Here is a 21,298-nt window from a genome sequence, read left to right as displayed (position 1 = left end):
ACGGTCAGGCGGCGTTGCGCCGCGCCTTCAGCGACTCCGTCACCATCGGAATCTGCAGTGGCAGCCGCAGAATCGCGCCGATCTTCAGTGGCAACGGGATCTTCTCGCTTCGCCACCAATCGACCGCCATCTGGATGTTGGCCGGGAACACTGCAATGAAGATCAACGCAGCAAGGCCTGCAGAGAGTCGTCGGTACCGGGGGATCAGCAAGCCGGCGCCGACGCCCAGTTCGGCGACGCCCGACGCGTATGTGTACGTGCGTGCATTTCCTGGCAATGCCTTGGGGACGATGCCGTCGTAGGGCTTCGGTACCACGAAATGCAGTACACCCGAGCCGAGCAGCAGTGCCGCAAGACGGGTAGCGGCTGCCTGGCTTGGACTTCCGGCGGATTCGGTCATACCTACACATTGCCGGGTCTAATCCGCGAGCACTACCCCCGCCCCCAGACAAAGCGACTAGGCTCCCAGCCGATGTCAATGATTGCCGAGGGGGTGTGCGATGGCGAGTAGGTTCCGATTCCGTGATCCGGACGAGCTCACCAAACGGCCGGACCACGCCTTGGTGGGCATTCTGCGCATCCCAGAGGCGCAGAGCAGCCCATGGACCGCGATAACTCGGCGCATGCTCCTCGCCTTCTCGCTCTTGCTGCTTGCCGCGTGCATCGTCTACATCGACCGCAACGGCTATCGGGATGCGCAGGGCAACGACCTGTCATTCCTCGACGCCCTGTACTACGCCACGGTGTCGCTCTCGACCACTGGCTACGGCGACATCACTCCTGTGGCACCGTCGGCACGGCTCGTGAACATCCTCGTCATCACACCGCTGCGGATCTTCTTCCTCATCTTGTTGGTCGGCACAACCCTTGCCGTGCTGACCGAACGGTCCCGCCAGGCATTCAAGATTCAGCAATGGAGGCGCCGAGTGCGCAATCACACCGTCGTCATCGGATACGGCACGAAGGGCCGCACTGCGGTCGAGGCCATGCTGGGCGATGGTGTGTCGCCCTCCGACATCGTCGTGGTCGACACGGACGCCACAATGCTGGAATCTGCTGCGAGCCTGGGCCTCGTCACGGTGCACGGCTCGGCGACCAAGTCCGAGGTGTTGCGTCTGACCGGCGCGCAGCACGCGTCATCCATCATCGTTGCCACCAACCGCGACGACACCGCCGTGTTGGTGACGCTGACGGCGCGCGAGATAGCTCCGAAGGCCAAGATCGTCGTCGCCATCCGCGAGGCCGAGAACACGCACCTTGTGAAGCAATCCGGGGCGGATTCGGTGGTCGTCTCGTCGGAAACCGCGGGCAGGCTCCTCGGCATCGCGACGTCGACACCGAGCGTCGTCGAGATGATGGAAGATCTGCTGACCCCTGAAGCGGGCTTTGCGATCGCCGAACGCGACGTCGAGCCGCAAGAGGTCGGCGGCTCGCCACGACATCTCACCGACATCGTGCTGGGGGTGGTTCGCGAAGGTCGGCTGGTGCGTGTCGGCGAGCCTGAGGTCGACGCCGTCGAAGCGGGGGACAAGCTCCTGTACATCCGCCGGGTACACGCCTGACGGGTACGGCGAATAGGCTCGGGGGCGTGGTCCATTTCGAGCTCACCGAAATACCGTTGTTGTCCCGTTCGACTCTCGACCGCGCCGAGCATCTGAGAAACGATCACGAAGCGCTGAAGCAAGGCTGGGCAGACGCGTCGCTGTTGCGTGTCACCAGCGGAGGCCGCGTCCGCGTGGACGACGCCGGCCTCGTTTTGGACCCTGCGACCGACCTCGCCGCCGAGCCGGTCGACGAGGCGGTCTTTCTCGGCGTCGACGACGGTAGGCATGTGTGGGCGGTCTTCACCAAGCACCTCGACGGCAATCTCGTCGACCTGCGTGGCATCGGTGCGCACCTGAACGACACGAGCGCGGGCATGTTCACCACCGCCGTCGCGTTGCTGAACTGGCACAACAAGTCGCGGTTCAGCGCGATCGACGGAAGTCCGACGAAACCGGCGAACGGTGGCTGGTCGCGGATAAGCGAGTCGGACGGCAACGAGGAGTGGCCGCGCACCGACCCTGCGGTGATCTGCCTGGTCCACGACGGCGCCGATCGCGTGCTGCTCGCACGCCAGCAGGCTTGGCCGCCGTACATGTATTCGATCCTGGCCGGATTCGTCGAGGCAGGGGAGTCCTTCGAGACCTGCGTTACGCGCGAGATCAAGGAAGAGGTCGGGCTCGACGTTCGCGAGGTCCGTTACCTCGGCAGCCAGCCCTGGCCTTTTCCACGTTCGGTGATGATCGGCTTCACGGCTGTCGGCGATCCCGATGCGCCGTTGACCTTCAGCGATGGCGAGATCGCCGAAGCACACTGGTTCACGCGCAGTGACGTGCGCGAAGCCCTCGCGCACGGTGATTGGACGTCGCCCGAGGGAGCAAGGCTCCTATTGCCAGGATCGATCTCGATCGCGCGAACGATTCTTGTTTCCTGGGCCGCAAAAGACGACTAGTTCGACGCTGCGAGCGCTGCTTTGACCGCGGCAAGCGTCGGATTCGTAGCTGTCCGACCGTCTGCAAACTTCACGGTCGGTACGACGTGGTTGCCGCCGTTGACGCTGCCGACGAATTCTGCCGACGCCGGATCGTCCTCGATGTCGATCTCGACATAGGAGATACCCGCCTGGTCCAGCTGAATCTTCAGCCGGCGGCAGTAGCCGCACCAGGTGGTCGAATACATCGTCAAGGCAGGTTCGGTCGCAGTCACGGGGGATGTAACGCCGTTTTCGACGGGGATGTTCCCTACGCGTTGACAGGTAAATAGTAAGCGCGCATAGTAAATGTATGACATCGATCGCCACAGCTCACGCAACATCCACCGCCCCACCTGCTGCGTTCTTCGAGCGGCTCGTTCCAGACCGAGAATTCGTCGATGTGTCGAAGCTCATAGGAGCGCGAATGACGTTCGATCATCGGGTCGCCGTCACCGCCGGCGGACTGACAGCGATCGATGTCGAGATCACCATCACCGGACCGTTGCGCTGGCTGTGGACCAAGGTCCTCGGCGCCGACCTGGTCAAAACTGCCCAACCGGATCTCGACGGCCTGGTCGCTGCCGCGGAGGAGGCGTCATGCCGCGCTATTGGCTGAACGTCGTCTCCCGAGAGCACGTGCGGCGTGGTGTCGAGCTCGGAATTGCGCAAGCGAATCACGGCAACCCGACCGGCATGCACCGGATGACGCCGGGTGACGGAATCGTCTACTACTCGCCGAAAGAGCGGATTCGCGATGGTGCGCCCGTCAAGTCGTTCACCGCAATCGGCACGATCGACGACCGCGCTCCGTGGCAGGCCGACGAGGGATCGTTCAAGCCGTGGCGCCGAGCAGTGTCCTACAGGTTGGACTCGCACGATGTGCCGATCGACGACCTTCGCGACAGGTTGGAGCTGACGAGTACTCCGAACTGGGGAATTGTCCTGCGACGCGGGCTGGTCGAGCTCAGTGAACACGATTTCGAACTGATTTCGGATGCCATGCTGAGCCATGCCTGACGTGCTGCAGACCCACTTCGACGACGCCGACGAAAGTCCCGGGCTGGTGCTGTGGCAGGTGACGAATCGCTGGCAGGCCGCCCAACGCGCGGCCCTGGCGCCGCTCGGTCTCACGCACGTGCAGTTCGTGCTCCTCGCATCGCTGACCTGGCTCGCTTCGCGCCTCGACGTCGTCACGCAGCGCGACCTCGCAGATCACGCCGCTACTGATCCGATGATGACCTCCCAGGTGCTCCGAGTTCTCGAGGAGAAGGAATTGCTCGAGCGTGGCAGCCATCCGCACGATCGGCGAGCAAAAGCATTGGTGCCGACCGCCGCCGGTGTCGCGTTGGCCAACAAAGCAATCGGCGTGGTGGAGCAATGCGACGCGGAGTTCTTCGCCCCGCTCGACGACACGCGCGCTCTCCTCGCCGCACTCCTTCGCCTCCGAGACCGCTGAGCTACGGCGGGAAGGGCCCTTGTCGGCACGGGCTGCAATGATGGTCGGCATGCCCGCACCAGCCAGTGTCACCGGACTCGATCCGGAACAATCTGCGGCTGTGCTCGCTCCGCGTGGCCCGGTCTGCGTGCTGGCGGGAGCAGGCACCGGCAAAACTCGGACCATCACGCACCGAATCGCGCATCTCGTTGCCACGGGCCATGTTTCAGCAGGCCAGGTGCTTGCTGTGACGTTCACGGCAAGGGCAGCGGGGGAGATGCGGAGTCGGCTGCGCACGCTCGGCATCGGCGGGGCGGCCGCTCAAGTCCAAGCGCGGACCTTCCACGCCGCTGCGCTGCGGCAGCTGCGGTACTTCTGGCCACAGGTCGTCGGCGATACTCAGTGGCAGTTGCTGGATCGCAAGTTCGCACTCGTTGGGCAGGCGGCGAGCCGGGTGGGTCTCCCGACCTCGACAGACAGTGTCCGCGACCTCGCAAGCGAGATCGAGTGGTCCAAGGCGTCGTTGATTGCGCCCGAGGACTATCCGAACGAGGTCGCTCGACGGCGCAGAGAAGCTCCTGCCGACGCCGAGAAGGTCGCAGCGGTGTACGAGGCGTACGAGCGCGCGAAAGCCGCTGGTGAGGTCCGGCTGCTCGACTTCGACGACCTGCTCGTGCTGACGGCAGGCGCCCTGGAGAACCATCAAGGGGTTGCCGAAGAGTTCCGTGAGCGCTACCGCTGCTTCGTGGTCGACGAGTATCAGGACGTCACGCCGTTGCAGCAACGCGTTCTCGACGGCTGGTTGGGCGATCGCGACGACCTCACCGTCGTCGGCGACGCGAACCAGACCATCTACTCCTTCACTGGCGCCACACCGAAATACCTGCTCGACTTCTCGCGTCGATTTCACGACGCGGTCGTGGTTCGGCTCGAGCGCGACTACCGCTCGACGCCGGAGGTTGTGTCACTCGCGAACCGGGTGATCGGTGCCGCTCGTGGACGGATCGCGGGCACCCGGTTGCAACTCATCGGTCAGCGGCAGCCAGGTCCGGAGCCGACGTTCGTCGAATACGACGACGAGCCTGCCGAAGCCGCAGGCGTCGCGCGTTCGATCAAAAAGCTGATAGCTGGGGGGCTGCCGGCTGCGGAGATCGCGATCCTGTACCGGATCAATGCGCAGTCCGAGGTGCACGAGCAAGCGCTCACCGAACTCGACATCCCATTTCAGGTCCGCGGCGGCGAAGGCTTCTTCACTCGCCAGGAGGTCCGGCAGTCCGTGCAGGCGCTGCGGCAGGCTGCCTCTCGCGACGATCTGCCTGCCGACGCGGTCGGTCCGGGGTTGGTCTCGCTGGTCCGAGCGGTCCTCGCGCCGCTCGGTCTGACGGCTGCCGAGCCGTCCGGCACCCAGGCTCGCGAGCGTTGGACCTCGCTCGTCGCGCTGGTTTCGCTCACCGAAGAGCTTGTCGAACACGACGATCAGCTGGACCTTCCCGGTTTGATCCGTGAACTGACCGTTCGGGCCGAAGCGCGTCACCCACCGTCCGTGCAGGGAGTCACCCTCGCGTCGCTGCATGCGGCGAAGGGCTTGGAATGGACCGCCGTTTTCATCGTCGGCCTGTGCGACGGCACCTTGCCGATCGGTCATGTGCTCGGTGACGGTGGAGTACCTACAGACGAGGCGGCCGTCGAAGAGGAGCGCAGGCTGCTCTACGTCGGCGTGACCCGTGCGCGCGAACACCTCGAACTGTCCTGGGCGCTCGCGCGCAACCAAGGCGGTCGCAAGTCACGGCGGCGGTCGCGATTCTTGAACGGCCTGATCCCGGACGAATCGCCGGCATCGCGGATCGCGCCGCCTGCCCCGAAGAAGAAGCGCCCCGGGTGCCGAGTCTGCGGGAAGCAGCTGCTCGGCACGACGGCCACGATGCTCGGTCGCTGCGACTCGTGCCCGTCCAACGTCGACGACGATCTGCTCGTTGCACTCAAGGCCTGGCGGCTCGACAAGTCTCGCGAACTGAGTGTCCCGGCGTTCGTTGTATTCACCGACAACACCCTCGTTGCTATCGCAGAACAACGCCCGACGGATACCCGCGCACTCGTCGCGATTGCTGGCATCGGCGCCAAGAAGCTCGAGCGATTCGGCGAAGACGTCCTCAATGTCGTTCGCAGCCAACACTAAAACCGCAGGTCAAAAATAAGTTGTGTGCTTCGCTGATCTTGCTTACCCTGGTCTGAGCACCCGGGGTTATCAACCGCGTGCACTCGATGTCGAAACCGATCCACGAAAAGGAGGTGGCGAAGAAATGAACAAGAGCATCTACAGCGTGATTGAACCCGCTGGAATGAAGCCGTCGCTCGTCGCCACCCAGGGCAGCTCTCTGCGCGTATTCGCAGCAGCAGACGCACCCACGGTGGAGTGGCGTCCGGCAGCACTCGCATTGCGAGCACTCCGCGTTCGTCACGCACACCGCGCATCCGTGATCGGAAGTCGACACCGAAGTCCAGTTCGGTAGCTTCCAGCGCATTTCTCGGCCACGGATCGCACATCGCGAATCGTGGCCATATTTTTGGACCCATCTCATTGGTCTCCAGCCCGGCACCGGTTCGCAACAAATCCAAAGCAGCACACAAAGAACCGATGCACGAGAGCTAAGGAGAACGACGTGTCTACCGCGACAATCCGGACGACATGCCGAGATGATATCGAAAGCCGTTTCGCCACAAGCGATTCCACGGTAATCGGTGTCGCAGCTGCAACGCCGCGCCTGGACGAGCTGCCCTGCCGGGTAGCCGATCCAGACCTGTGGTTCGCCGAGAGCCCGGCGCAACTGGATCAGGCAAAGGCACTCTGCGCCGAGTGCCCGATCCGTAAGCAGTGCCTCACTGCAGCTCTCGACAGGGCAGAGCCGTGGGGTGTGTGGGGTGGCGAGATCTTCGATCAGGGTGTCGTCATCGCACGCAAGCGGCCCCGTGGCCGCCCGCGCAAGAGCGTTGCCTAATCGGCCCGTGCGCGAGTCTTACCCGTCTTAGGGTAAAACTCGCGCACGGTCGTCGTCGTCGTCTTCCGGTTCGTTGAATCCCGGAAGCCATTCCGCCAGGATCTTCATGTATTCGGCCTCGGCATCGAGCTGCGCGCCGATCCCGACGCCACCGAGCAGCACCCGGAAAATCATCAAATACTCAGGCGGCAAGTTCAGCGACCGCGCGGTCTTGAACTGCGAACTGTTGAAGTCTGCCGCCGTTCCTGCAACCTTCTGCAGCCACGACCGTGTGAAATGAAACGACTCGCTCTTGATCGGATCGGTGAACGGCCGTAGGTATTCGTCGATTTCGCGATCGGTGACCGTCTTGCCTGCGAGGACGAAGTTGTTGTTCTGCAGGAGGTCGATCAGCTCGTCGAAGCGCTCCTCGGATGCCAGCCGCACCATCCTGCCGAGCGCGGGCGGAAGTCCGTTCGGCATCGGCGCGCAGGCACCGAAATCGATGACGCCGAGCCGACCGTCATCGAGCAGCATGAAGTTGCCCGGATGCGGATCGCAGTGCAGCAGCCCGACCCGCGCGGGTGACGAGAACGCGAACAACGCGAACAACCTGCCGGCGCGGTTTCGTTCCTCGACAGTGCCGTGCTTGATGACCTTCGACAGCGGGGTTCCCGTCATCCACTCGGTGACAACCACCTTCGGCGCGCTGGCCACAACCTTCGGCACCGCGAAGTCCGGATCGCCATCGAGCACCTTCGCGAATGCGCGTTGGTTGTTGGCCTCGATCCGATAATCGAGTTCTTCTTCCATGCGCGCGTTGAGTTCTGCGAGGACGGGTTTGACATCTGTGCCCGGCATAACCGACGCCATGAGGTTTGCAAAACGCCCCAACGTCTTGAGGTCCGCCTTCAGCGCCTCATCCGCGCCGGGATATTGGACCTTCACCGCAACGTCGCGCCCATCCGACCACACCGCACGGTGGACCTGCCCGATGCTCGCCGACGCGGTCGGGGTGTCGTCGAAGGACTTGAAGCGCTCGCGCCACTTGGTGCCGAGTTGTTGGTCCAGCACCCGATGGACGGTCTTCGTCGGCATCGGCGGCGCTTCCGCCTGCAGCTTCGTCAGCGCGTCGCGGTAGGGCTCGGCGAACTCGTCGGGAATCGCCGCTTCCATGACGCTCAACGCTTGCCCGAACTTCATCGCGCCGCCCTTGAGTTCGCCGAGTACGGCGAACAGCTGGTCGGCGGCCTTAGCCGACAATTGCGCGTTGATCTCGCCTTTGTCGCCACCTGCGAGCTTCTTGCCGTAACCCACCGCGGCACGACCGGCGATCCCTAGCGGAATCCTCGCCAACTTGCGGGTGCGTGCTGAACGTTTGCGCTCAATCTCGGACACTCATCCATCATGGCTGATGATCATGATCAACAGCCAACGTGGTCCCTGATTGCCAGCATTCGCACAGATTGTGCCGAGGCCAGCGCCGAATGCCGGACTTGTGCGTTTCGAGATCGATTTCGAGCGTCGCATCCAGGCTCGCCGGCGCCGCGCGAGGCGGACCGCTGAGCACCGCTTCCAGCTGCCCGAGTGCGACCGCCGCGGTCGCGAGAATCGTTGCCGGACTGGCATATCCAACTCTGCCGAGCATCTGCGCCGATACGTGGGGCCACTCCTCGTCGAACCCGCACCGGGTGAGTTCGGCGCACCGCAAACAGCTGGTCCGGCCCGGTACGACCAGCGGACCGACAACACCTTTCCCATCCCGAATACGCACTTGCAGGTGCGGAATCTCCAGCTTGACCAGGTCGTTCACGACGCGCGGATCGGGTACCAGATCGTCGGCGAGGACGACGAAATCCGTTCGCCACCCGCTGACATCCTCGTGCCCCGCAGCCCTGGACCTGGTCAATTGCACACCCATGCGGGCAAGTCCGGCGTGGATTGCGTCAGCGAGCGGGCCTCGACCATGAATGCGCATCGACAGCGACCGGGTCGCCCGCGCCTCGACGTCGTCGAGCAGCCCGACCGATTCGAGCTCTGCGAGGATTGCCGACATATCCGCAGGTTCGATACCGTGCTCGGCTGCGCACCACATGATCTGTGGACGCGAATGCTTGCCGTCGACGAACCGCAGCACCTTCTCCAACGTCGCCGCCTCGACATGTGGCGGGGGATGCAGCAGCAGCGCTGTCTCCGGATCCCACCCGAGTTGCACCGAACCACTGGGCCGAAGCAGAACGGTCACACGTGGATCGAGCACAGGATGGTTGGCAGGCGACGACATAGGACGCAGTATTCAATATCCGGGGTCAACCGAACCCTTCGAAAGCCCTAGTTATCCACAGTCTCGGCGATTATCCACAGGCCTCGCAGGCATCCAGAAAACGGTCGGGTGACGGTGCGCCGAGCGCGCGGCCTACTCCGCCTTCAGCCCCGGGTGGCGGCGGGCGAGGAGGGGGACCAAGAGCCGGCGCGGGGCGATCTGGCCGAAAACCGAAGCGGCGCGGTTCATTACGCCGGGGATGACGACCATGTGACCTTTGTCGAGGCCGTAGATGGCGGCCTTCGCAACGGCTTCGGGGGTTTCCCACATGAAGCTGGGGAGCGCTGCTTCGGCGTCTTCCTTGGCGAAGCCTGCGGTCTCTCCGAAGCCGGTGTCGACCGGACCGGGGCAGAGGGCGGTCGCGTTGACGCCAGAGCCTTTGAGCTCGCCGCTGAGGCTCTCCGTATAGGAGAGGACGAACGACTTTCCTGCGGCATAACCGGCTTGGCCGGGCAACGGCTGAAATGCGGCGGTCGACGCGACATTGAGCACGCTGCCGGTGCCGCGCTCGACCATGCCGGGGAGGAAGCGACTGCACAGATCTGCGACGGCCATCACATCGACCTCGATCATGTTCATCTCGGCTTCGGGGTCCGACTTCGCAACCGGACCGAGCGTGGACAGCCCCGCGTTGTTCACCAGAATGTCGACGTCGAGCCCGAGATCGGCGATTCGGCCTGGCAGTGCGGCCCTGGCGTGCCGGTCGGAGAGATCGGCCGCAACGACTTCGGCTCGAACTCCCAATTCCCTTATCTCGCTTGCCAATTCTGCAAGTCGTTCGGCACGTCGGGCCACCAGCGTTACCCCGTGACCGCGCCTTGCGAGCTCACGCGCAATGGCTTCGCCGATTCCCGACGACGCGCCGGTGACGAGAGCTGTCCGATCGGGCGCAGGGAGCGGCAAGCCCATCACTCGTCGCCGGTCTTCTCGTCGTTGGCCTTGCTCTCGCGCTCGGCGGCCTCGCGCTTCTCGGTTTCCTCCAGCTGCGCAATCGGGTCGTCGAAGAGGTTCTCGTCGCCCTTCACCACGCGCGCGATGAATGCAGTCGGGTCGTCGAGATCGCTCGGATCAGGCAGTAGATCTGGGTGCGCCCACACACCGTCGCGACCGTCGATGCCAGCGTCGTCGGTCAGTTGCCGCCACAGCGCCGCGGCTTCACGAAGCTTGCGCGGGCGCAGTTCGAGGCCGACCAAGGTTGCGAAGGTTTGCTCGGCCGGACCACCGGTCGCGCGGCGGCGCCGCAAGGTCTCGCTCAACGCATTGCCACCGGGCAGTCGGTCACCGACCGCGTCCGCAACAACTGTCTCGACCCAGCCCTCGATCAGCGCGAGCATCGTTTCCAATCGTGCCAGCGCTTGCGTCTGCTCCGGTGTGGTCTGCGGCTCGAAGGCGCCTTGGCCCAGGATCTCCTGCAGTTTGGACGGGTCCATCAACGAAGCGGGATCGATGCCCGACGCGGCCTCTTCGATGGCCGACATGTCGATTCGAATGCCGCGGGCGTAATCGGCGACGGTGTCGAGAACGCGCTGACGCAGCCACGGCACGTGGTGGAACAGTCGTTGATGCGCCGCTTCACGCGCCGCGATGAACACAAGAATTTCTTGCTCGGGCTGTTCGAGGCCCTTGCTGAACGTGGCGATCGCCTCGGGAAGCAATGCCGCGACACCGGTAGGCCCGAGCGGCAGGCCGATGTCTGTCGAGGTCAGGACCTCTTTCGACAGTTGACCCAGCGCCTGACCGAGCTGCGAACCGAACGCAAGCCCACCCATCTGGCCGAGCATGCCGAGCATCGGACCAGCGAGCTGTTGTGCTTCTTCCGGCAGCGTCTGCGACCACATTCCCGCGATCTGCTCGGCAACCGGATCACACAGTCGGCGCCAGGTGTCGAGGGTGCCTTCGACCCAGTCGTTCGGCGTCCAAGCGACGGTCTTCGACGCGCCTGCAGGCAACGTCGTCGCGCCGTCGAGCCACAGTTCGGCGAGATGGCTCGCGTCCGCCACGGCTTTGCTCTGGCTCGCAGAGACCGGCGAAAAGTTGCCCATCTGCTGGCGGGCAAGTTGCTTGGCAACGTCGTAGTTCACCGGACTCGCCGACGCACCGGGCGCGGTCGCGCTGCCCATGTTGCTCAGCATCTGACCGAACTGCGTCAGCATCTGACCGAGTTGCGCGGGGTCGAAACCACCTGCTCCGAATCCGAACGGGTCGTTGCCGGGCCCCTGACCGGGGCCGTCTTTCTTGCGGTCCGGGTCGTCGCCGGGGTTCGAGAATCCGAACGGGTAGTCACTCATGGCGTCAACGGTACAAGGGCAATGCCCGGTTTGGACGCGCACGTGATGACGCTGACGGCGAACACACTTCCAGGCGACCAGGCCCGATGTATCGATGCTGGTTACTCTGGCCGGGTGAGTCGACGGATGGTCACCTTGCTCGTGGCGTTGTTACCAGTGGTTGCGTTGGGCGTGCTCGGCGGCGTCTTGACGGTCCCCTACGTCGCGCTCGGTCCCGGGCCGACGTTCAACACCCTCGGCATCGTGGACGACAAGCCGGTCGTCGAAATCAACGGCACCCAGGTTGACCCGACGACCGGCAACCTCAACATGACTACTGTGTCGGTCCGCGACGGCCTCACCATCTTCGAAGCCCTCGGATTCTGGGCGAGCGGCCGCCAAGGACTGGTGCCTCGCGCGGAGGTCTATCCGCCGGACAAGTCCAAGGAAGACATCGAAAAGGGCAACGAAGCGGACTTCAAGCAATCCGAGGACAGCGCCGAGCTCGCCGCCCTGCACTACCTCGACAAAGCGGGTCTCGGCGACTTCCCGGTGTCGCTGGTGATCGACGACGTCGGCGCGGACGGCCCGGCCAAAGACGCCCTGCGCAAAGGCGACGAGCTGATCAGCATCAACGACGTCGACGTGAGCACGGTATGCGGAGTGCAGAAGATCGTCGGCGACGCCAAGCCGGACACCGAAGTCACTGTGCGTTTCAAACGCGACGGAGTCGAGACGTCGACAGCGATCAAACTCGGCGCGCGGCCGAACGCCGAAGACAAGGGCTACCTGGGGATCACACCGGACGAGAAACCGCAGATCCCGTTCACCGTTGATTTCAACCTCGCCGACATCGGCGGACCGTCAGCCGGCCTGATGTTCAGCCTGGCCGTGGTCGACAAACTCAGCACCGGAGAACTCAGCGGCGGTGAATTCATCGCCGGCACCGGGACCATCAACTCGTGCGGCGAGGTCGGCCCGATCGGCGGCATCCCGTACAAGATGATCGCCGCGCGCGACGCAGGAGCCTCGACCTTCCTCGTTCCCGCCGACAACTGCGACGAAGCCAAGCAACGCACACCCGACGGACTTCGTTTGGTGAAGGTCGACACGCTGGAAAGCGCCGTGAAGTCCCTCGAATCGATCCGGAGCGGCGGCGACGCGCCGTCTTGTTGACTCGCTGGCTCGGTCGGGCCTTGACGCGCGATCTTCCCTCGTCGCTCCGCTCGCTGACGCTCGCGGCTCGCTCCTCAGTCCAGATCGCGCTGGCCCGACCGCCCAGCTCGTGTTGTTGACTCGCTGGCTCGGTCGGGCCTTGACGCGCGGCCTTCCCTCGCGTCGTCGCTCGTTCCTCGCTCCTTTGGCTCAGTCCAGGCCGCGCTGGCCCGACCGCCCAGCTCGTTAGTCCGGGGTGGCGTCGAGGGTGGCGTAGAGCGCGTCGACCAGGTTCGGGGCCAAGTTCTCGTACGCGAGGAGCTCGATCTCGGAGTAGGGGTCGTCGTCTTCGGGGCGCAGCTGCAACAGGCAGAGCGAACCACCGTCGCGCAGGACTGCGGCGAACAGGCGCGCCTCGCGACGCTCCGGGTGAGCGACGGCAGCTGCGCGTGCGGCTTCGTCGGCGGCGTCGCGGTCGGCGAGCAGGGGAGCGAGCGCGTCGTCGAGGTCGGTTTCGGCCTCGGGGGGCAGGACGACGATCTCCTGCACCAGCGCGCAACCCACGACCGCGGGCGGCCATGACGTCGTCGCGAGAAATTCATCGAGCGCGCGGGAACCACCACCGATGTCGTGCGGGATTGCCTCCTGCTCGATCGGCGTCAATTCACCTTCGTCCAGGTGGTCGATCAAGGCTGGTTCGGCCTCGGCGAGATCCGCAGTCGGTACCAGGGCGAACAGCGTGGGAGGTTGGCCCCAGCCACGAGAGTCGACATGGTCGGCGACGTCTCGGACACAGCGGGCCAAAAGATCCTCGTTAGGGCCGAATTCGATCACGACAGCATCTTCGCATCCGCTCTGAGCGAAACGTTCGCTGCCGCCAGGTCACGTGGTCGCCGACGTTACGTACAGTGGGGCGAAACGGTCACGAATCCGTGATCGCTTCAAGCACGAAACTGGGAGTGGCACGTGGGCATGCGGCCTCCGACCGGCCTACCTTCTTTGTCGAGGCGCAGCCGAGTTCTGTTGATCGTGGCGTTGATCCTCGCAGGTCTACTGTTGGTCGGCCCTCGGCTGATCGATACGTACACCAACTGGCTGTGGTTCGGTGAAGTCGGCTATCGCAGTGTGTATGTGAAGGTGCTGCTCACTCGAATCCTGCTCTTCGTGATCATCGCGGTCATTGTCGGCGGGGTGGTGTTCGCGGCTCTTCTGTTCGGTTACCGAACGCGCCCGGTATTCGTGCCGGTCGCGGGGCCGAACGACCCGATTGCGCGCTACCGCACCACAGTGATGACGCGACTGAAACTGTTCGGAATCGGCATTCCGCTCGTGCTCGGCGTGCTGTCCGGACTTGTCGCGCAATCGAACTGGGTGACCGTCCAACTCTTCCTCAACGGTGGCGACTTCGGCGTCCAGGATCCGCAGTTCGGCCTCGACGTCGGTTTCTACGCCTTCGATCTGCCGTTCTACCGAATGGTGCTCAACTGGCTGTTCGTCTCGATCGTCATTGCATTCTTCGCGAATCTGTTGACGCATTACGTGTTCGGTGGCTTGCGTTTGGCCGGCCGAGAAGGCGCATTGACGCGGTCGGCGCGGATCCAACTGGCCGTGCTTGCGGGAACCTTCGTGCTGCTCAAGGCGATTGCGTACTGGTTCGATCGGTACTCGTTGCTGTCCAGCGGCCGCAAGGAACCCACGTTCACTGGTGCCAGCTACACCGACATCAACGCGGTGCTACCCGCGAAGCTGATCCTGCTGTCCATCGCGGTGATCTGCGCGCTGGCGTTCTTCGCGGGAATCTTCCTGCGTGACTTGCGAGTTCCGGCGATGGCGACCGCGTTGCTGGTCCTGTCGTCGATCCTCGTGGGTGCGGTCTGGCCGCTCGTCGTCGAGCAGTTCTCGGTTCGGCCGAACGCGGCGGACAAGGAAAGTACCTACATCGAACGCAACATCGCTGCGACGAGGCAGGCGTACGGCATAACGAAGGACAAGGTCGAAGTCGTCGACTATCCGGGTGACAGTACGAAGAATCCGGACGACGTCGCCGCCGACCGCACGACGATCGCCAACACCCGCCTGCTCGATCCGAATGTGTTGTCGCGGACGTTCACCCACTTCGAGTCGCGCCAGAACGTGTTCGGATTCCCGTCGACGCTCGACATCGACCGGTACAACATCGACGGCAAACTTCAGGATTACGTCGTCGCAGCGCGTGAGCTTGCGCCGAAGAACTTCACGGACAACCAGCGCAACTGGATCAACCAACACACCGTGTTCACCCACGGCAACGGTTTCGTCGCCGCACCGGCCAACACGGTCCAGCCGGTCAGCGACGCAGACGGCGGTGCAACGGCCGGAAGTGGCTACCCGCTGTTCACCGTCAGCGACCTCGCGTCGCAAAAGGCTGGAAACCAGGTCATCAAGGTCGATCAGCCACGCGTCTACTTCGGTGAAGTGATCGCCGAAGGCGAACCCGACTATGCGATCGTCGGCGCAGCCGATGGCTCGCAGCCGCGTGAATACGACAGCGACAACGAGAGCTTCACCTATGGTGGCGCGGGCGGTGTGCCGATCGGTAACTGGTTCAACCGGCTGGCATTTGCCGCGAAGTACACCGAGCGAAACATCCTGTTCTCGGGTGCCATCGGGACCAACTCGAAGATCATCTTCAACCGCGACCCCAAAGAACGTGTGCAGCACGTGGCGCCGTGGTTGACGACCGACGGCGACGCTTATCCGGCCGTCGTGAACGGACGCATCCTGTGGATCGTCGACGCGTACACGACTCTCGACAACTACCCCTACGCGCAGAGCAGTTCGCTGGAGGGCCTTGTCGAAGACAGCATCGACCAGACGACGGGCCGTCAGGTCCCTCGCAAACAGGTCTCCTACATTCGTAACTCGGTGAAGGCGACCGTCGATGCCTACGACGGAACGGTGAAGCTTTACGAGGTCGACTCGACCGATCCCGTGCTGAAGGCCTGGCGCGGCGTGTTCCCGGGGACCGTTCAGCCACAATCGGCGATCAGTCCGGAGTTGCGGGCGCACTTCCGCTATCCGGAGGATCTCTTCAAGGTGCAACGCGAGATGCTCGCGAAGTACCACGTCGACAATCCACGAGAGTTCTTCACCAACAACTCGTTCTGGGATGTGCCGAAGGATCCGACCGGCGACAGTGCAGGCGACGCGAACCAGCCGCCGTACTACGTGCTGCTCGGTGAGCCGGACGGAAAACCCACGTTCACTCTGAGTAGTGCGATGCGAGGCTTCCAGCGCGACTTCCTGTCTGCGTACATCACGGTGACGAGCGATCCGGACGACTACGGGAAATTCACGGTGCGAAAACTCCCGACCGATACCCAAACTCAGGGTCCTGGTCAGGCGCTGAGCACCATGACATCCGATCCGAAAGTGTCAGGGCCACTAGGGCAGATCGGTTTGACCAACCGAGTGATCAAGGCGAACTTGCTCACGTTGCCCATTGGTGAGGGCGGAATTCTGTACGTCGAACCGCTCTATACGGAGCGAAACGCGCAGACCGGGGGAGCACCGACATTCCCTCAGCTTTCGAAGGTGTTGATCAGTTATCGCGCTCGGGGCGAACAGAACCCGAAGGTCGGGTTTGCCGACACGCTCAAGGGCGCGCTGGAACAAGTCTTCGGTGAAGGCATCGGCAACGCTGCGACGACACCGGGGTTCGATCCGAATGCGACGGTGCCGCCGCCGGGCAACACGACGCCCGACAACAACACCGCTCCGACGCCCGCGCCGCAGCCCAATCAACCGAACCGCGACCAGGCGCTCAAGGACTTGAACGACGCGATCACCAACGTGCGTAGCGCGCAGCTCGGCACCTTGAACGAAGCGCTGGACAGGTTGCAGAAAGCCATCGACGCGTACCAGAAGGCCACCGGATAACGCGCCGGCCCCGCCAGAGCTGTTGTTAGTCTGAGCGGGGTCTGGCTCAGGCCGTTCCACAAGGTCGTGGAGGTCGGATGTCTCGTTGGAATCTTCTGGTCGCAGTTGCGCTTGCGGTCTCGCTCGCTGTCGGGGTCTCACCGACGGCGGTGGGCGAGACCTTCTGGCTGCCCGACATCGGGAATGTGGCGGTCCCACGCGCAGCATGCGGACCAGGGTCGCTGCCTGAAACCGGTCTGCAGGGCGATGTCCCAACCGAGGACCGCAACAACGGCCGCAGTACCCAGGGCTATCGCTGCAACATGACGAGGGTCGGCGCGTTCCAGGATCGCGGCGGCGGCATTCTCTCGGTCACCTACGAGCACTGCTCGTACACGAGCACGTTCTTCCCGGGCAATCTGCTGAATTCACCTGCCCCGGGAGTGTCGGTGCTCGACGTGTCCGACCCGGCCAACCCCGTACGCACGGCCTCGCTGAACGAGCCCGCGATGCTCGGCGGCACGTGGGAAAGCTTGAAGGTCAACAAGGCCCGCAAACTGCTCGCTGCGACAGCGACTCCCGCGACGACCGGCACGGCGTACTTCTCGATCTACGACATCTCCGATTGCGCCCATCCGCGGTTGCTCAATCGAGGCCCCGGCACGGACCTCACCATGCCGTTGTGGTTCTTCTCCCATGAAGGCGGATTCTCGCCGGACGGCAACACCTACTGGGCGTCGAGTACGTTCCCCGGCGCGTTGACGGCCATCGACATCTCCGACACCGCCAATCCGCGCATCATTTGGCAGGGTTTGCAGGCCCTGACCGAGCACGGTTTCGGCATCAGCCCGGACGGCAATCGGATGTATCTGTCGGTACAGGCCGGCATGAATATCCTCGACATCAGCGCGATCCAGCGTCGTGACCCGTATCCCGTTGTGCCGCAAGTTGCTACGTACTTGTGGGCCGACGGCTTCTTCAATCAGCACACGGTGCCCGTGACCTACGACGGCAAGCCGTACATTTTCACGACCGACGAAGCAGGTTCGGGTGGGATCAAGCTCTTCGACATCAGCGACGACGCGCACGCGACCGTCGTGGAGAAGATCAAGCTCGAGATAAATCTGCCCGACAACATCGATTCGAACATTCGGTCGTCCGCCGGCGGATCGTTGTTCTCCTACGATGCGCACTACTGCGCTGCCGATCGGCCGGTCGATCCCACGGCCCTGGCGTGTTCGTGGTTGGCATCGGGGATCCGGGTCTTCGACGTGCGGGACATGCACAACATCCGCGAGATCGCCTACTACAACCCGCCTGCACAGACCGGCAGGAATCTCGAATTGACGAACTCGGTGCACGCGGTCGCGTCAATCGTCGGTGTACCGCTCTTCGACTTCGTGCCGCTCGCTCGGTCGATCATCGAGGGAAAGGTCGATCCCGCCCAGGCAGTCGGACCTAGAACCGGCATGATCTTCGGCGGCGACATCTCCTCCGATTGGTGCCTCTCACCACCCGAGTGGCACGGCGACCAACTGTGGACGACGTGCGCCGACAACGGCTTCATGGTCTTGCAACTCGACAACAGCGTGTATTCACCGCCGGCGAATCAGGATTCCTACATTGGGTCCTGAGCGAAGCTGGTTGTGGCGGTTCGGCATTGCCGTTGTGCTCGTCGCGGTCGGTGTGGGCGCGGGAATGTGGATCCAATTCCATCGCCACACCGACGAAGGTGGGGTCCGGCTGACGGCGACCGAGATCGAGTTCGCCCAGGACATGTCGGTTCATCACGAGCAGGCGGTATTACTCGCGCACACGCTCGCATCCGATGTCGATCCCTACATCCGGTCCATGGCCGACCAGATCATCGCTGCACAGACGGCTGAGATTGCGACGATGCGCGGCTGGCTCAACCTTGTAGGGGAGCCCTTTTCGCCGCCGCATCAGATGAATCACGGTGGCGGCCCGGCGATGCCGGGGATGGCGAGCGTCGAGGAGATCACGCGGTTGGGAACTCTGCATGGGTCCGAAGCGGAGATCGATTTCCTGCAGTTGATGGTCCGCCACCACCGGGGTGGCGTCGATATGGCGCAAAAGGCGTTCAACGAATCGACGACGCAACCGGTCCGGCTGTTCGCGCTCGACATGGTGCAAGCGCAAGGAAACGAGATCGGCATGATGACCACGATGCTCGTGGCCCGGAACGCCGCGACGCTCGCTTACCCATGACACGACGAAGCCGCCACCTCCCAAGGGAGGCAGCGGCTTTCGTCGAAAGCTAGATCAGCGACCGGCGACCTGGTTGAGCACGGGCGCGTCCTTCAGGAGCTGCTCGTACTGCGGGTACAGGCCGTTCGCGCGGGCAGCGTCACCGACGGTGTCCTTCACGGTCTCGATCGGAGTTGCAGGCTTGGCCGGCTCTTCCGGAGCAGCCGGGGCGGCGGGGGCGGTGTCCTCGAGGGTCGAGTCACCACTCTGCAGGTACTGGCCGCAGTGCGGCCACGCGCCGACACCCTGGGTCGCGAGAACGTTCTCGGCAACGCGGATCTGCTCGGCCTTGCTGGCGTTGGAAGCCGAACCGGAGCCGCCGTTGGCTGCCCAGGTGCTCTGCGAGAACTGCAGGCCGCCGTAGTAGCCGTTGCCGGTGTTGATGTTCCAGTTGCCACCGCTTTCGCACGCTGCGACGCCATCCCAGTTGTGGGTAGCTGCAGCCGCGGTGCCGGTCGAAAGGCTGAATGGAATCGCGGCAATTGCGCCGGCGATGGTTGCGAATCGGAGTGCACGGGTGCTGATCTTCCGGTTTGCAGACATAAAAGTTTGAGTCCTCTCCGCGCCTACCTACGTGGCGGGCCGTATGCGTTGAGGCAACGTGTGCCTACCGCTCCGACCTCGGCAAATGCCGCGTCCTTGCCCCCTGGAAGTTTCCGGGGATCCCGAACCCGCGGGGCAAGGTGCTGGTTAGCGGCGGGTCGGGCTGGGCCCTTCGAACAGGTTTTCCGGGCCGACTAGGACGCTAACGCAATAACTAATTAGATGACGTAATGATATCGATCCGCGATTCGGTGTTTGAAGCCCGGAATATCGGGGAAAGGCGCTGGTCAAATTGATATGAATGCAGTATTCGATTAGTTCGTGATCTGCCCGTTATGTGTGGGGGATCACGGCAATATTGTGGCCCCGATCACTCCCGATGGGGCTCTTGCAGCCTCGAAAGCTGCTGCTTGGGAGGCGATTTGCACTGCCGGGGGTGCACCTGTAACGTTGTGTTTACCCGACGCGGGGTGGAGCAGCTCGGTAGCTCGCTGGGCTCATAACCCAGAGGTCGCAGGTTCAAATCCTGTCCCCGCTACTAGGTATAACGGCTCCGGAGACCAAGTCTCCGGAGCCGTTTTCATGTCCGTTGTGAACGGATTCCACCAGGGCAATCCGCAGCAATGATGTCCGTTTTACGTCGGCCGAGGCCGCAGCACGCATCGTACGATCGAGGCTGTGAACTGGACGGGTGAACAGGGGGCATCGTGACCGGAACAAGGGTGTTGGTCGCAGGGGCGAGCATCGCAGGGCCGGCGCTGGCTCACTGGCTGTCCAGGCGGGGTGCCGAGGTGACCGTCGTGGAACGAGCCCCAGAATTGCGGCCCGGTGGACAGGCGGTGGATGCACGAGGGGTGGCCAAGGAGGCGATCCGGCGGATGGGGCTGGACGCGCCGATACGCGCGGCGTGCACCGACACCGCTGGCGCGTACACCGTCGACGTGGACGGGAAAGTGCTGGAGACCTTTCGCGCAGACGATCACGGCGGCGACGGGTACATCTCGGAGATCGAGATCCTGCGCGGTGACATGTCCCGGGTGCTCTACGACGACACCAAAGACGACGTCGAGTACATCTTCGGTGACCGGATCGCCGAGGTCACCCAGGACGCGGACGGCGTCGACGTGGTCTTCGCTGGGGGCGTCCGTCGGCGCTTCGACCTGGTGGTGGGGGCGGACGGCCTGCACTCGGCGCTGCGAACGATGGTCTTCGGGCCGCGCGAGCAGTTCATCCGCCATCTCGGGCTCGTCCTGGCCTTCTACAGCGTGCCCAACGAGTTCGGGATCGATCGCTGGTTGATCGACTATCAGGACGCCGGGCGCTCTGCGGGCCTGCGGCCCCTGCCGGATTCCAGTAGGGCGATGGCCATGCTGTCGTTCACTGCAGCCGACTTCGAGGTCGACTACCGAGACGTGGCGGCCCAAAAGCGTTTGTTGCGGGAGCGCATGGACGGCTTCGGCTGGTTGACTCCGCGGATCCTCGCGCACGTGGACGACACCCCGGACTTCTATCTCGACCAGGTCGCCCAGGTGGTGATGGACCGCTGGTCGAGCGGACGGGTGGGGCTGCTCGGTGACGCGGCTTTCAGCTCGTCCCCGATGTCGGGTGGGGGTACCGGGCTGGCCTTGGTCGGCGCCTACCTGCTGGCCGGCGAGCTTGCCGCCGCCGGCTGGGAACCTGAGGCGGGGTTCGCGGGCTACGAGAAGCGGATGCGCTCGTTCGTCGAGGCAAACCAGGAGATCGGCAGGCTGCACGTGCACAGCCTGGCCGCCCCTGATCCGGAGGCGGATCCGAGCGCAGCGCCCGAAGAATGGGACATGGACCTGATCGACCGCGCGGTCAACGGCGTCGAGCTGCCCGACTACGCAGGGGTGCCGGACTCCGGGCCGCGGTCGGGCCGCTCGTTCTGACGCGAAACAG

The 21,298-nt window shown here is 63.9% G+C and carries 21 protein-coding genes and 1 tRNA gene; 14 read left to right on the top strand and 8 right to left on the bottom strand.

Going from position 1 to position 21,298, the window contains the following annotated elements:
- Positions 1–4 precede the first annotated feature (4 nt).
- Positions 5–400: a DoxX family protein gene (locus FGL95_RS13275; protein WP_169587461.1), complete on the bottom strand. Its 396-nt coding sequence runs from the start codon at positions 398–400 to the stop codon at positions 5–7.
- Positions 401–500: 100 nt separating this feature from the next.
- Here FGL95_RS13275 and FGL95_RS13270 point away from each other — a divergent pair, with 100 nt between their 5' ends.
- Complete coding sequence (locus FGL95_RS13270; protein ID WP_169587459.1) at positions 501–1,562, top strand: potassium channel family protein; 1,062 nt, start codon at positions 501–503, stop codon at positions 1,560–1,562.
- 26 nt (positions 1,563–1,588) lie between these two features.
- A complete protein-coding gene (gene nudC, locus FGL95_RS13265; RefSeq protein ID WP_169587457.1) occupies positions 1,589–2,494 on the top strand; it encodes an NAD(+) diphosphatase in 906 nt (301 codons plus the stop codon).
- Here nudC and FGL95_RS13260 read toward each other — a convergent pair.
- Positions 2,491–2,748: a mycoredoxin gene (locus FGL95_RS13260; RefSeq protein ID WP_169587455.1), complete on the bottom strand. Its 258-nt coding sequence runs from the start codon at positions 2,746–2,748 to the stop codon at positions 2,491–2,493. The two genes, nudC and FGL95_RS13260, sit on opposite strands and share 4 nt — an antisense overlap.
- A 77-nt stretch (positions 2,749–2,825) precedes the next feature.
- Here FGL95_RS13260 and FGL95_RS13255 point away from each other — a divergent pair, with 77 nt between their 5' ends.
- The 6 genes from FGL95_RS13255 (at position 2,826) to FGL95_RS13230 (ending at position 6,946) form a co-directional block, all read left to right on the top strand.
- Positions 2,826–3,131 (top strand): hypothetical protein, encoded by a 306-nt coding sequence (locus FGL95_RS13255; protein ID WP_169587453.1) that lies wholly within the window; start codon positions 2,826–2,828, stop codon positions 3,129–3,131.
- Positions 3,113–3,532: an EVE domain-containing protein gene (locus FGL95_RS13250; protein WP_169587450.1), complete on the top strand. Its 420-nt coding sequence runs from the start codon at positions 3,113–3,115 to the stop codon at positions 3,530–3,532. The genes FGL95_RS13255 and FGL95_RS13250 overlap by 19 nt, the downstream gene beginning before the upstream one ends.
- Entirely contained in the window at positions 3,525–3,971 is a 447-nt protein-coding gene (locus FGL95_RS13245; protein WP_169587448.1) for a MarR family winged helix-turn-helix transcriptional regulator, read from the top strand. Before FGL95_RS13250 ends, FGL95_RS13245 begins: the two co-directional genes overlap by 8 nt.
- Positions 3,972–4,008: 37 nt before the next feature.
- Positions 4,009–6,126 (top strand): ATP-dependent DNA helicase UvrD2, encoded by a 2,118-nt coding sequence (locus FGL95_RS13240; protein ID WP_169588176.1) that lies wholly within the window; start codon positions 4,009–4,011, stop codon positions 6,124–6,126.
- Positions 6,127–6,250: 124 nt separating this feature from the next.
- Positions 6,251–6,460: a hypothetical protein gene (locus tag FGL95_RS13235; protein WP_169587446.1), complete on the top strand. Its 210-nt coding sequence runs from the start codon at positions 6,251–6,253 to the stop codon at positions 6,458–6,460.
- Positions 6,461–6,685: 225 nt separating this feature from the next.
- Positions 6,686–6,946: a WhiB family transcriptional regulator gene (locus FGL95_RS13230; RefSeq protein ID WP_338079866.1), complete on the top strand. Its 261-nt coding sequence runs from the start codon at positions 6,686–6,688 to the stop codon at positions 6,944–6,946.
- Positions 6,947–6,973: 27 nt separating this feature from the next.
- Here the strand turns inward: FGL95_RS13230 and FGL95_RS13225 are convergent, their stop codons facing one another.
- The 4 genes from FGL95_RS13225 to FGL95_RS13210 all read right to left on the bottom strand — a co-directional run bounded on the left by FGL95_RS13225 (position 6,974) and on the right by FGL95_RS13210 (position 11,536).
- Positions 6,974–8,323, bottom strand: coding sequence for an AarF/UbiB family protein (locus FGL95_RS13225; RefSeq protein ID WP_169587444.1), 1,350 nt, complete (start codon positions 8,321–8,323; stop codon positions 6,974–6,976).
- A gap of 7 nt (positions 8,324–8,330) precedes the next feature.
- A complete protein-coding gene (locus FGL95_RS13220) occupies positions 8,331–9,209 on the bottom strand; it encodes a hypothetical protein (RefSeq protein ID WP_206071829.1) in 879 nt (292 codons plus the stop codon).
- A 132-nt stretch (positions 9,210–9,341) separates the two neighbouring features.
- Entirely contained in the window at positions 9,342–10,157 is an 816-nt protein-coding gene (locus FGL95_RS13215) for an SDR family NAD(P)-dependent oxidoreductase (protein ID WP_169587442.1), read from the bottom strand.
- Positions 10,157–11,536 carry a zinc-dependent metalloprotease gene (locus FGL95_RS13210; RefSeq protein ID WP_169587440.1) on the bottom strand — a complete coding sequence of 460 codons (1,380 nt, stop codon included), beginning with the start codon at positions 11,534–11,536 and terminating at the stop codon, positions 10,157–10,159. Before FGL95_RS13210 ends, FGL95_RS13215 begins: the two co-directional genes overlap by 1 nt.
- Before the next feature lie 114 nt (positions 11,537–11,650).
- Between FGL95_RS13210 and FGL95_RS13205 the strand changes: the two genes are divergently transcribed.
- Complete coding sequence (locus FGL95_RS13205) at positions 11,651–12,691, top strand: PDZ domain-containing protein (protein ID WP_169587438.1); 1,041 nt, start codon at positions 11,651–11,653, stop codon at positions 12,689–12,691.
- A 225-nt stretch (positions 12,692–12,916) separates the two neighbouring features.
- Here the strand turns inward: FGL95_RS13205 and FGL95_RS13200 are convergent, their stop codons facing one another.
- Positions 12,917–13,504: a PPA1309 family protein gene (locus FGL95_RS13200; protein WP_169587436.1), complete on the bottom strand. Its 588-nt coding sequence runs from the start codon at positions 13,502–13,504 to the stop codon at positions 12,917–12,919.
- A 132-nt stretch (positions 13,505–13,636) separates the two neighbouring features.
- Between FGL95_RS13200 and FGL95_RS13195 the strand changes: the two genes are divergently transcribed.
- The 3 genes from FGL95_RS13195 to FGL95_RS13185 all read left to right on the top strand — a co-directional run bounded on the left by FGL95_RS13195 (position 13,637) and on the right by FGL95_RS13185 (position 18,796).
- On the top strand, positions 13,637–16,588 hold the full coding sequence (locus FGL95_RS13195; protein ID WP_338079845.1) for a UPF0182 family protein: 2,952 nt from the start codon (positions 13,637–13,639) through the stop codon (positions 16,586–16,588).
- A gap of 77 nt (positions 16,589–16,665) precedes the next feature.
- On the top strand, positions 16,666–18,201 hold the full coding sequence (locus FGL95_RS13190) for an LVIVD repeat-containing protein (RefSeq protein WP_169587434.1): 1,536 nt from the start codon (positions 16,666–16,668) through the stop codon (positions 18,199–18,201).
- Positions 18,191–18,796, top strand: coding sequence for a DUF305 domain-containing protein (locus FGL95_RS13185; protein ID WP_420838041.1), 606 nt, complete (start codon positions 18,191–18,193; stop codon positions 18,794–18,796). Before FGL95_RS13190 ends, FGL95_RS13185 begins: the two co-directional genes overlap by 11 nt.
- Positions 18,797–18,850: 54 nt before the next feature.
- On the opposite strand, the gene FGL95_RS13180 is transcribed toward FGL95_RS13185, so the two are convergent.
- A complete protein-coding gene (locus tag FGL95_RS13180; RefSeq protein WP_169587432.1) occupies positions 18,851–19,378 on the bottom strand; it encodes a transglycosylase family protein in 528 nt (175 codons plus the stop codon).
- Positions 19,379–19,842: 464 nt separating this feature from the next.
- Between FGL95_RS13180 and FGL95_RS13175 the strand changes: the two genes are divergently transcribed.
- Positions 19,843–19,916: transfer RNA gene (locus tag FGL95_RS13175), tRNA-Met, on the top strand.
- Positions 19,917–20,085: 169 nt separating this feature from the next.
- Positions 20,086–21,288 carry an FAD-dependent monooxygenase gene (locus FGL95_RS13170; protein ID WP_338079843.1) on the top strand — a complete coding sequence of 401 codons (1,203 nt, stop codon included), beginning with the start codon at positions 20,086–20,088 and terminating at the stop codon, positions 21,286–21,288.
- The last annotated feature ends 10 nt before the right edge of the window (positions 21,289–21,298 follow it).

Source organism: Antrihabitans stalactiti (genome assembly GCF_012932915.1).
GTDB lineage: Bacteria > Actinomycetota > Actinomycetes > Mycobacteriales > Mycobacteriaceae > Antrihabitans > Antrihabitans stalactiti.
This window is presented reverse-complemented; position numbering and strand designations above follow the sequence as displayed.

Coding starts and splice junctions, on each gene's coding strand:
- FGL95_RS13275 (WP_169587461.1), bottom strand. CDS start 400: ATGACCGAATCCGCCGGAAGTCCAAGCCAGGCAGCCGCTACCCGTCTT.
- FGL95_RS13270 (WP_169587459.1), top strand. CDS start 501: ATGGCGAGTAGGTTCCGATTCCGTGATCCGGACGAGCTCACCAAACGG.
- FGL95_RS13255 (WP_169587453.1), top strand. CDS start 2,826: ATGACATCGATCGCCACAGCTCACGCAACATCCACCGCCCCACCTGCT.
- FGL95_RS13250 (WP_169587450.1), top strand. CDS start 3,113: ATGCCGCGCTATTGGCTGAACGTCGTCTCCCGAGAGCACGTGCGGCGT.
- FGL95_RS13245 (WP_169587448.1), top strand. CDS start 3,525: ATGCCTGACGTGCTGCAGACCCACTTCGACGACGCCGACGAAAGTCCC.
- FGL95_RS13240 (WP_169588176.1), top strand. CDS start 4,009: ATGATGGTCGGCATGCCCGCACCAGCCAGTGTCACCGGACTCGATCCG.
- FGL95_RS13235 (WP_169587446.1), top strand. CDS start 6,251: ATGAACAAGAGCATCTACAGCGTGATTGAACCCGCTGGAATGAAGCCG.
- FGL95_RS13220 (WP_206071829.1), bottom strand. CDS start 9,209: ATGTCGTCGCCTGCCAACCATCCTGTGCTCGATCCACGTGTGACCGTT.
- FGL95_RS13215 (WP_169587442.1), bottom strand. CDS start 10,157: ATGGGCTTGCCGCTCCCTGCGCCCGATCGGACAGCTCTCGTCACCGGC.
- FGL95_RS13210 (WP_169587440.1), bottom strand. CDS start 11,536: ATGAGTGACTACCCGTTCGGATTCTCGAACCCCGGCGACGACCCGGAC.
- FGL95_RS13190 (WP_169587434.1), top strand. CDS start 16,666: ATGTCTCGTTGGAATCTTCTGGTCGCAGTTGCGCTTGCGGTCTCGCTC.
- FGL95_RS13180 (WP_169587432.1), bottom strand. CDS start 19,378: ATGTCTGCAAACCGGAAGATCAGCACCCGTGCACTCCGATTCGCAACC.